At 60.8% G+C, this 9610-nt stretch carries 10 protein-coding genes and 1 riboswitch; of the genes, 4 read left to right on the top strand and 6 right to left on the bottom strand.

Annotation, left to right across the window (positions count from 1 at the left end):
• Nucleotides 1-67: 67 nt before the first annotated feature.
• Nucleotides 68-290, bottom strand: a riboswitch (cobalamin riboswitch).
• 149 nt (nucleotides 291-439) lie between these two features.
• Nucleotides 440-1018, top strand: a complete 579-nt coding sequence (locus V0R60_RS10535) for a hypothetical protein (protein ID WP_330079635.1) — start codon at nucleotides 440-442, stop codon at nucleotides 1016-1018.
• 68 nt (nucleotides 1019-1086) lie between these two features.
• Nucleotides 1087-2403, top strand: a complete 1317-nt coding sequence (locus tag V0R60_RS10530; RefSeq protein ID WP_330079634.1) for a PQQ-dependent sugar dehydrogenase — start codon at nucleotides 1087-1089, stop codon at nucleotides 2401-2403.
• Nucleotides 2404-2454: 51 nt separating this feature from the next.
• Here V0R60_RS10530 and V0R60_RS10525 read toward each other — a convergent pair whose 3' ends face one another.
• The 6 genes from V0R60_RS10525 to V0R60_RS10500 form a co-directional block, all read right to left on the bottom strand.
• Nucleotides 2455-3105: an O-methyltransferase gene (locus tag V0R60_RS10525; protein ID WP_330079633.1), complete on the bottom strand. Its 651-nt coding sequence runs from the start codon at nucleotides 3103-3105 to the stop codon at nucleotides 2455-2457.
• A gap of 16 nt (nucleotides 3106-3121) precedes the next feature.
• Nucleotides 3122-3652, bottom strand: a complete 531-nt coding sequence (locus tag V0R60_RS10520) for a C40 family peptidase (RefSeq protein WP_136474986.1) — start codon at nucleotides 3650-3652, stop codon at nucleotides 3122-3124.
• Nucleotides 3653-3786: 134 nt separating this feature from the next.
• Nucleotides 3787-4419: a C40 family peptidase gene (locus V0R60_RS10515; RefSeq protein WP_136474985.1), complete on the bottom strand. Its 633-nt coding sequence runs from the start codon at nucleotides 4417-4419 to the stop codon at nucleotides 3787-3789.
• A 115-nt stretch (nucleotides 4420-4534) separates the two neighbouring features.
• Entirely contained in the window at nucleotides 4535-5239 is a 705-nt protein-coding gene (gene hda, locus V0R60_RS10510) for a DnaA regulatory inactivator Hda (RefSeq protein ID WP_010220358.1), read from the bottom strand.
• A gap of 157 nt (nucleotides 5240-5396) precedes the next feature.
• The gene (locus tag V0R60_RS10505) at nucleotides 5397-6470 is read right to left on the bottom strand and encodes an AI-2E family transporter (protein ID WP_136474984.1); all 1074 of its coding nucleotides are present in this window, start codon (nucleotides 6468-6470) and stop codon (nucleotides 5397-5399) included.
• A gap of 14 nt (nucleotides 6471-6484) precedes the next feature.
• Entirely contained in the window at nucleotides 6485-7552 is a 1068-nt protein-coding gene (locus V0R60_RS10500) for a DUF2066 domain-containing protein (RefSeq protein ID WP_330079632.1), read from the bottom strand.
• 345 nt (nucleotides 7553-7897) lie between these two features.
• On the opposite strand from V0R60_RS10500, the gene purM reads away from it, so the two are divergent.
• Nucleotides 7898-8956, top strand: coding sequence for a phosphoribosylformylglycinamidine cyclo-ligase (gene purM, locus V0R60_RS10495; RefSeq protein ID WP_330079631.1), 1059 nt, complete (start codon nucleotides 7898-7900; stop codon nucleotides 8954-8956).
• A complete protein-coding gene (gene purN / locus V0R60_RS10490) occupies nucleotides 8956-9609 on the top strand; it encodes a phosphoribosylglycinamide formyltransferase (protein ID WP_136474981.1) in 654 nt (217 codons plus the stop codon). Before purM ends, purN begins: the two co-directional genes overlap by 1 nt.
• The last annotated feature ends 1 nt before the right edge of the window (nucleotide 9610 follow it).

The raw sequence follows: 9610 nt of genomic DNA, 5'->3' as shown, positions 1-9610 counted from the left end.
TATGGCAAACGGAGAATTGCGCGGGGCTGCGGCACAGGCCGAAGAGTACGCGCATCACCCTCCGTGATGCCGTTGGCTGTAACAGGCCGGTCTCCGGGCTCGTGAGTGGGTTCGAATACCCAGGATCGCGCGCCTTCCCGGGCTCGATTACCCAGTGGCCGTGCGCGGCCTTGACTCACTTACCGTTGCGGGGGCAGCGCCGGACTCGCACGCGTTTGCGCACCCACCGGCTTCCCTGTTTCACCCTGCCAGGCCATCGCCCACAGAGCACCTGAAACAAGTCGCGAAGGTTAGAGGGTTGCACCCGGAGCGTCAATGAAAGGCGCAGTACCGACGTGGGTCAATGGCGCCTGCTTGGTCTTGTGCCAACGTACCCGCAGTGATATCAAATAGCCATGTCTTGGCTATGCTCAATTACAACAGCTACAAGGAGAGCGACATGCAAGGTCTGATCATCAATAACGCGCGCCTGGAATTCCTGCGCCCTGCCCTGGAACGCTGGGTAGCCTGCATTGACCGTTTCAATCAGGTGCAGGGCGACGCGCAGGCACCGTACTGGCATGGCGCCCAAGCCAACCTGAGCCTGCTTTCTACCGCCGCCTGGCAAGCGGAGCTTGTGACCTTGCAACACCACCAGAGCAAAAAGCAGCGTGACGAAGGTGAGCGGGAGGCGCGCTGCGACCTGTACATCGCCAGCCAGGGCGAAGCCGCCTACCTGCAAGCCAGCCAACGCTGGCCATGCATCGGCCGCCTGGACCTGAACAACGCCCTGCAGGAAAGCGTCGCCGCCGCCCGCTACGTAGCAGCCCCCAGCCAGCTGAAAATCGCAGCCCTGTTTGCCAGCCCCTGGAAAGCCGGGCAGCACGCCAGCCCTGAAGAACTCCAGGACCTGGTCGAGGACCTGCAGAAACATACCGCCTGTGCCATCGCCTGGTACTTCCCCTACGCCTACCGCAAGCTGCACAACGAATCCGGACACTATCATCCCGGCATTGCCCTGCTGCTCAAGCAGGCGTAATTGAAGGAACCTCTGCCCGGCTGACCGCCTCTACTTTTTACAGTGGTCAACTTTGCAAGGGGAATGACATGGGCATGCACAGGATTGCGTTGCTATTGGCGGTTGCCGCCGGCTTGAGTGGCTGCGGGGAAACCGCTCGCTTGGAGGTCAGCGACGGTTTCGGTCCGTCACCGCAGTTACCCGAGCCGAACAAAACCTTGATCCCTACCGTTAACGTCGCCCCCGCCATCGGCTGGCCCCAGGGTGCCAAGCCAGTGGCGGCGGCAGGCACTCAGGTGGCAGCCTTTGCCGAAGGCCTGGATCATCCGCGCTGGCTGTATGTACTGCCCAATGGCGATGTGCTGGTTGCTGAAACCAATGCCCCACCCAAGCCTGAAGATGGCAAAGGCATTCGCGGCTGGATCATGGGCAAGGCCATGAGCCGCGCCGGTGCCGGAGTGCCGAGCGCCAATCGCATCAGCCTGCTGCGTGACAGCGACCATGATGGCGTAGCCGAAACGCGCACGACCTTTATCGAAAACCTCAATTCGCCGTTTGGCATGGCACTGGTCGGCAACGACTTTTATGTGGCCGACACCGATCGCCTGCTGCGTTTCAACTACCAGCCCGGCGCCACCTCGATCCAAGGCCCCGGCACCCTGGTAGCCGTTCTACCCGGCGGCCCCTTGAATCATCACTGGACCAAAAACGTGATTGCCAGCCGCGACGGCACGAAACTCTATGTAACCGTCGGCTCCAACAGCAATGTCGGCGAAAACGGCCTGGATAAGGAAAAAGGCCGCGCAGCGATCTGGGAAGTCGACCCCGCCAGCGGCAAGCAACGCCTGTTCGCATCCGGCCTGCGCAACCCCAACGGCATGGCGTGGGAACCCCACAGCGGGCAGCTGTGGACGGCAGTCAATGAGCGTGACGAGATCGGCAGCGACCTGGTGCCCGATTACATCACGTCGGTCAAGGACGGTGGTTTTTATGGCTGGCCGTACAGTTACTACGGCCAGAATATCGACAAAAGGGTCAGCCCCCAGGATCCACAACGGGTCGCCCAGGCTATCGCCCCGGACTACGCCGTCGGCCCGCACACCGCCTCACTGGGCCTGACCTTCGCTGAACCCGGCGTGCTGCCACCGCCATTCGAAAACGGCGCCTTCATCGGCCAACACGGCTCCTGGAACCGCAAACCGCACAGCGGCTACAAAGTGATCTTCGTGCCATTCAGCACTGCCGGCAAACCGGCGGGCAAACCCATCGACCTGCTCAGCGGCTTTCTCAGTGACGAAGGCAAGGCCATGGGCCGGCCGGTGGGTGTAATCAATGATCAGCGTGGCGGCTTGCTGGTAGCCGATGATGTGGGCAACAAGATCTGGCGAGTGAGCAAAGCCCAGTAGCCTTCAACTGGCAGCGAGCCCCGCGATCTGCAGCAAAGAAACGGCGCCTGGCTACAAACGCTTACGGCAGAGTGTCAGACCATCGCCTATCGGCAGCATCGACAGGTCAACGCGCGGATCATTTTTCAGCGCCAGGTTCAGTGCCTGGATCGCGCGCGTATCGTCACTGTCCGCCTGCTCCTGTAAAACCCGCCCACTCCACAGGGTGTTGTCGAACACGACCAGACCGCCCGTGCGCAGCAAGCGCAGCGCCTCCTCCAGGTACAGCGGGTAATTGGCCTTGTCGGCATCGATGAAGATCAGGTCATAGCGCTCATCTGGCAAGGTGGCCAGGGTTTGCAAGGCCGGCCCCAAGCGCATCTCGATACGCTCGGCCACTGCAGCTTCGCGCCAGTAATGCCAGGCAATGTCGTTGTAGGTGCCCGGCAGGTCACAGCACAGTAATTGCCCATGGTCCATCGCCTGAGCCATGCACAAGGCGCTGTAGCCGGTGAACGTTCCGACCTCGATCACCCGCTGTGCACCAATCAACCGCACCAACAATGCCAGCAATTGGCCCTGCTCTGGTGCTACTTGCCATCGCGCTTCGGGCAATGCCTGGGTTTCTACGCGCAAGCGTGCCAGCAACGGCGTCTCGCGTACGGACACCGCTTGCAGGTAGTGGTAGAGAGCATCATCGAGGTAGAGCGTTTGCGCAGTCATCGCTTACCTCGACAGGTCAGGGGTTGCGGGCCAGGTGAGCAGGCACAATGACCCGCTTGGCATTCAGGTACGCCTTGTTCCAGTAGCTGTTGGACAGGTAGTCCAGGCGCACCGTGCCACCAGCGGAGGGGGCGTGAACGAAGCGGCCTTCGCCGACGTAGATGCCAGCATGGCTGACCTGAGCGCCGCCACTGGTGGCAAAGAACACCAGATCTCCGGACTGCAGGGCGCCGCGCTCGATGCTTGGCCCACGGATACCGATCATTTCGCGCGTGGTACGCGGCAGTGCAATGCCTGCAGCATCACGATAGACGTAGCCAATCAGGCCGCTGCAGTCAAAACCGGCATCCGGCGTGTTGCCGCCCCAGCGATAAGGCGTACCGACCAGGCCCAGGGCGCGGAACAGAACATCTTCGGCAACGGGGGAGAAATACACTTGAGGGGCCATGACAACGGGCTCGACCACTTTAGGGGCCGGAGCATGGCTAGAGCAGGCACCGAGCAGTGCCAGCAGGGAAAATAGAGCGAAGCGCGCCTTCATCGCCATGATCAGAACATCCTGTCTGAGGCCGTCCGGCGTTAGGCCGGAAATAGTTGAGAATTTAGATTAGACGCTTTCTGTAAATACGCACGGCGACGAGCTTTTCAGCTACGTCGCCGTGATACCGCAACGGTTCATGATCAGTTGCGCGAGATGGTGGTCGCGGTCGGTGCCATGGCCAAGGCGCGCTTGGCTTCAATGAAGGTCTTGCTCCAGTAGCGATCACCGAGCTTGTCGATACGTACACCACCGCTGCGGCGGCTGCTGGAGTGAATGAACTGGTCATCCCCCAGGTAGATCCCGGCATGGCTTACACGACCGCGACCGTTGGTGCTGAAGAACAGCAGGTCACCCGGCTTGAGGTTGTTACGTGCAACCAGCGGGGCCTTCACGTTGATCATTTCGCGGGTAGAGCGCGGCAGGTTCACGCCAGCTTCTTCGCGGAACAGGTAACCGATGAAACCGCTGCAATCAAAACCGGTGTTCTCGGAGGTGCCGCCAAAACGGTAACGGGTACCGATCAGGGACATACCACGCTCAAGAATGTTGTCTGCCAGGGCTGGCAGCTGGTATGGCTTGCTGCTGGCGAAGTCTTGCAGCTCTTCTTCAGTCGCCATTTCTTCTTCGAATACCGAAGAGAGGGAGGACTGGCTGGAAAGCTGGGCGCTAACCGGTTGCTCAACCTGCTGCTGCGAAACAGGGCTATGCGCTGCGCAGCCGAAAAGCAGGGTCACAAGTGCGAGGGGCACGAGGGGTGCGAAGCGCTTTAGCATGGGCACGACCGTGTCTGGAATTTAAAGAGGGGGAAACTATGCCTTCTATCGGGTCGATTTGCAAATTCAATCAAAAAAAATGTGACTTTTATGTGCCGAGGCTCTAGACCCTGCCTTACCAGCCCAAGGTTTCTTTCAAAAACGGGATGGTGAGCTTGCGTTGAGCCTGCAACGAGGCCTGATCCAGACGCTCGAGCAAATCGAAAAGCGCACTCATGCTGCGGGTGCCGCGGGTTAGAATGAAGTGCCCGACCTCATCGGTGAGGTGCAAGCCACGCCGTGAGGCACGCAGTTGCAGGGCGCGCAGTTTGTCTTCGTCGGACAACGCACGCATCTGGAAGATCAGCGCCAGGGTCAGGCGCGACTTGAGGTCTGCCAGCTTGATCGGCAGTTCGCGAGGCGAACTGGAGGCTGCCAGCAACAACCGCCGACCACTATCGCGCAGGCGGTTGAACAAGTGGAACATGGCCTCTTCCCACTCTGGCTTGCCGGCAATGACATGCAGGTCGTCGAGGCACACCAGTTCGTATTGTTCGAGGTTGTCCAGTAGCTCGACACCGCGGTCGAGCAGTTGTGCCAGCGGCAAGTATACGGCGGGTTCGCCCAGTTGCTCGAAGCGCAGGCAAGCCGCCTGGAGCAAATGGGTACGCCCCACGCCCTGCTTGCCCCAGAGATAAATCAGGCTTTCGGTCCAGCCGGCGTCGGCTTCGCAGAGTCGCTCAACGTAGCCCAATGCTGCGGCGTTGGCACCCGGGTAATAGTTGATGAAGGTGGCGTCGTCACGCAGACGCACACCCAAGGGCAACTGGATCGGTTTCATGCTGGCTGGGCAGTTCCGAAGAACCACAAGGGGCCTTTTGTGAAAAGTCTGCAAAGTTTATACCCGTGGCGCCGGTCGCACAATCAGCGCGGACCACAAGTAAAATCAAAGGCTTGCATCGACGCCTGATAATCGATGAAAGCCCTTGGCCATTAAGCTAGAGCTCCGGGTCGATCTCGCCCGCATACATGTCCGACTCTTTATAGAGATCATGGACATGGCGCAGCAACACCATGATTACCGCGGCCATCGGCAACGCCAACAGCACCCCGGTAAATCCGAACAGTTCACCGCCGGCCAGAATGGCGAAAATCACCGCCACTGGGTGCAGGCCGATACGGTCGCCCACCAGCAGCGGCGTCAGGACCATGCCTTCCAGCGCCTGGCCGACCATGAAGACCGCAGCGATGCCCATCAGCGGATAAGGATCACCGCCAAACTGGAACAAGCCGGCAATCATTGCCGCGCCGATGCCGATGATGAAACCCATGTACGGCACGATCGCTGCCAGCCCCGCCAGCAAGCCAATCAACAGGCCCAGTTCAAGGCCGACCAACATCAGGCCAGAAGCGTAGATGATGCCCAACGCCAGCATCACCAGCAGTTGACCGCGAACGAAAGCGCCCAGCACTTCATGGCACTCCGCGGCCAGTGCCACCACCCTTTCCTCACGCTGGCGCGGCAACAGTCGGCGGATCTTGGCCATCATCAAGTCCCAGTCGCGTAGCAGATAGAAGCTCACCACCGGAATCAGCACCAGATTGGCCAACCAGCCCAGCAACGCCAGGCCTGACGCCGTGGCCTGGGACAGAATGACCCCGACGATGTCGGTGGTCTGCCCCATATGGCCACTAATGGCAGCCTTGATCTTGTCGAACTTCCAGAACCCGTCGGCCAGCCCCAGTCGCGTCTGCACCCAGGGCAGCGCGTCATGCTGCAGCCAGTCGAGCATTTGCGGCGCCAGCTCGTAGAGTCGTATCAATTGTTTGGCCAGCATCGGCACCAACACCAGCAACAACAACGTCAGCAGCAAGGTAAACAGGGTAAAGACCAGTACCACGCCCCAGGTGCGGGACATTCCGGCACGCTCCAGGCGATCGACCAGCGGGTCCGCCAGGTAGGCGAGCATGATGCCTACCAGAAAAGGCGAAAGGATCGGGTGCAGCCAGTACAACAAGGCTGCGCACAGCAGCGCTACGCCCAGCCAGACCCAGCGACGCATATCAGTCATGGACAACCTCGGTACTACCAGCGAAAACGCAGGCCATTGAACGGTTTAGGGGCAGCGGCCTGAGCTGCTGCCGGATTAGCCGCAGTGGCTTGAGTGGCTGGATCGGCAACTGGCGCTTGTACCGGCGCCTCGGCGGGCAGCTCCTGGAGCTTGGCCAGACCGAGCTGGGCACGCAACTGATCGCTGTTGCCGGTCACCTGGTAAGTAAGGGTATCGCCGTCGACCTGATTGAGGCGTGCACCATAGGGCTCCAGCACCCGGCCCAGCTCGGCATAGCGAGCCAGGTTCATCCCCTGGACCTGCACTTGCATATCGCTGCTGGCACCGGGGCGGGCGACAAAACGCGGCGCCAGGCGATTGCTCACCGCAAGCATTACGGCATCTGCCAATGCAGCCTGATCGGCGCCCTCGACCTTGCCCTGTTCGCGCTGGTCCCCCAACCACAGGCGCCAGGTGCCCTGCCATTTGCCATCGGCCTCGCTGGCATGAACGGCCAGCAGCGCATCAGCGCCATAACGTTCGGATGCATCGCGCAGTGGCGCAGGATCGGCACCTTCAAGATTCTTGGCCGTTGCCACCAATTGTTCATTGAGGTCCGCCAACGGCAGACGCAATGGCAGGCCGCGGTGCTGGGCCGCACGGCGCAACGGCTCGGCACTGCCCTGGCCATCGCCGACCAGGCTTGAGCCTTCAACGCTGTCATTCAGCCACCAGCCGAGGATCGAGGGGCGGTTGTTGCCCCACAGTGCCAGACCCGCCTGACGCAAGGTACGCTCGGTGGTACCCGGATCGAAATCCACCAGTACGGTCTCCGGTGGCCCAGCTTCGAAACCGAACTGACTGATGATTTGTTGCGGATCCTTGCGCAACCCGGCCAAGGCCGGACTCTGTGGTGCCTTGGGGTCGCCCGTCAGGCGCAACACGAGGGTGTCCAGGGCTTTGCTTGTAGCTTGGGCGCGGGCTTCGGCGCCCTGGCCATCGACCGGCTCGCGGACCTGATAAAGGCTAGAGACGGTTTCGGCCTGGGCCGAGCATGCAAACAAGGCAAGACAGCCAATGGTCAGGTAATTACGCAAACGCATGGAGGATTCCTGTCCTGGTAATAAAGAAGCGATGCTTATAGAAGAACGTGGCTATGACCGCAGCACCGTGCAAAACATTCAGCCACTGCGCCCGATTTCATCGAATAGCCTTTGCTATACCTTATACAGCCTGCGCCCTGGCAACCAGTCGGACACGGTTAAAGACGATTTTTTTAGCTGATCTGGGCCCTGCCCGTCGGCCTGAGGATGGCCGCTACGGGGCAACCCTGATAAAATCGCGCGCCTTCGCAGACCGGCGACGGTCAGGCAGCAGGATTACCCTGCGCTATGCCTGGCAGGTCACGGTCGATTCCCCTGAATCCCTCCCCCCTAAAGGCCTGGATCATGAGCAAGCAACCCTCCCTGAGCTACAAGGACGCCGGTGTAGACATCGACGCCGGTGAAGCATTGGTCGAACGCATCAAAGGCGTTGCCAAGCGCACGGCGCGCCCGGAAGTCATGGGCGGCCTGGGCGGCTTTGGCGCCCTCTGCGAAATCCCGGCTGGCTACAAACAGCCGGTTCTGGTCTCCGGCACCGATGGCGTGGGCACTAAACTGCGCCTGGCCCTGAACCTGAACAAGCACGACAGCATCGGCCAGGACCTGGTCGCCATGTGCGTCAACGACCTGGTCGTTTGCGGTGCAGAGCCGCTGTTCTTCCTCGACTACTACGCCACCGGCAAGCTGAACGTTGACGTTGCTGCCACCGTGGTAACCGGCATCGGCGCTGGCTGCGAACTGGCAGGCTGCTCCTTGGTTGGCGGTGAAACCGCAGAAATGCCTGGCATGTACGAAGGCGAAGATTACGACCTGGCTGGTTTCTGTGTCGGCGTAGTGGAAAAAGCCGAAATCATCGACGGCTCCAAGGTTGCCGCTGGCGACGCACTGATCGCCCTGCCGTCTTCCGGCCCGCACTCCAACGGTTACTCGCTGATCCGCAAGATCATCGAAGTATCGGGTGCCGATATCGAAAACATCCAGCTCGACGGCAAACCGCTGACCGAACTGCTGATGGCCCCGACCCGCATCTACGTCAAGCCGCTGCTCAAGCTGATCAAAGATACCGGCGCAGTCAAGGCCATGGCCCACATCACCGGTGGCGGCCTGCTCGATAACATCCCACGCGTGCTGCCAAAAGGCGCCCAGGCCGTTGTTGACGTCGCCAGCTGGGCACGCCCAGCGGTGTTCGACTGGCTGCAGGAAAAAGGCAACGTCGACGAGCACGAAATGCACCGCGTCCTCAACTGCGGCGTTGGCATGGTCATCTGCGTAGCCCAGGACCAGGTCGAAACCGCCCTGAACGTTCTGCGTGAAGCTGGCGAGCAGCCATGGGTTATCGGCCAGATCGGCGTTGCCGCCGAAGGCGCTGCCCAGGTCGAGCTGAAGAACGTCAAGGCGCACTGATGCCAAGCAAGACTTGTGACGTTGTGGTGCTGCTGTCTGGCACCGGCAGTAACCTGCAAGCCTTGATCGACAGCGTTCGCACCGGCGATAGCCCGGTGCGAATCCGCGCGGTCATTTCCAATCGTGCCGATGCTTATGGCCTGCAGCGCGCCCGCGATGCAGGTATCGATACCGCCGTGCTCGACCACAAGGCCTTTGACGGTCGCGAGGCATTCGACACGGCCCTGGTCGAACTGATCGATGGCTACCAGCCGCAGTTGGTGGTACTGGCCGGTTTCATGCGCATCCTCAGCGCAGGATTCGTACGCCATTATCACGGCCGCCTGCTGAACATCCATCCATCGCTATTGCCCAAGTACAAAGGTCTGCACACCCATCAGCGCGCCCTCGAGGCCGGTGACGGCGAGCATGGCTGCAGCGTGCATTTCGTTACCGAGGAACTCGATGGCGGGCCGCTGGTCGTACAGGCAGTAATACCGGTAGAGTTGGACGACACACCGGAAAGCCTGGCGCAAAGGGTTCACCGCCAGGAACATCAGATTTACCCGCTGGCGGTGCGCTGGTTTGCCGAAGGTCGTTTGCGCCTGGGCGAGCACGGTGCTCTACTGGATGGCCAGCCCCTGGCGGCCAGCGGCCACTTGATTCGACCCTAGG

Source organism: Pseudomonas auratipiscis, assembly GCF_036324085.1.
In the GTDB taxonomy this organism is placed as follows: domain Bacteria; phylum Pseudomonadota; class Gammaproteobacteria; order Pseudomonadales; family Pseudomonadaceae; genus Aquipseudomonas; species Aquipseudomonas auratipiscis.
The sequence above is the reverse complement of the archived record's forward strand: the minus strand, read 5'-3'. Positions and strand labels throughout refer to the sequence as shown.